1 protein-coding gene is annotated in these 628 nt (G+C 60.2%); it reads left to right on the top strand.

Translation table 11 applies throughout. The features are described from left to right. On the top strand, positions 1 to 628 hold a 628-nt coding region (locus HALTITAN_RS25680), incomplete at both ends, for an Ig-like domain-containing protein (protein WP_039860982.1).

The raw sequence follows: 628 nt of genomic DNA, 5'->3' as shown, positions 1-628 counted from the left end.
GTGACGGTCAGCGGTACACCGCAGTTGACGCTGGAAACCGGGGCAACGGATCGCACCATCGATTATGTGGCTGGCTCAGGTACCGACGAGCTGACGTTTGCGTATACCGTCCAGGCGGGGGATGAGTCCAGTGATCTGGCGCTGACCAACGCTGGAATCATCCTCAATGGCGGCTCCATTCGCGATGCAGCAGGCAACGACAGCGAACTCACCCTGCCCACACCGGGTACTGCCCACTCGCTGAGCGCCAACAAAGACATCGTCATTGATGCCGTCGCCCCCGTCATCACCAGCGTTTCTATTCCGGATAGCAGTCATAAAATCGGCGATACCGTGACCGTCGCTATTACCGCGGGAGAGCCAGGCCTATCGCTGGACGCCGGTACGGTGAACGGGGTCGCGGTCAGCGATTTTACCGATCAGGGCGGCGGCAACTATACCGCCACTTACACGGTACAGGAGGGGGATACCTCCCGCGCTCCAGGTGACGACATTCCCGTCAACATTGTGCTATCCGATGCGGCGGGCAACAGCTCGGAGTACAACACCGCAATCAGCCAGAGTGCTGATGTCATCGACGCTGCTCGCCCCACCCTGGATGGCGCTATTGTACCGTCGCTCACCACCA

This window comes from Vreelandella titanicae BH1, from assembly GCF_000336575.1.
Lineage (GTDB): Bacteria > Pseudomonadota > Gammaproteobacteria > Pseudomonadales > Halomonadaceae > Vreelandella > Vreelandella titanicae.
This window is presented reverse-complemented; position numbering and strand designations above follow the sequence as displayed.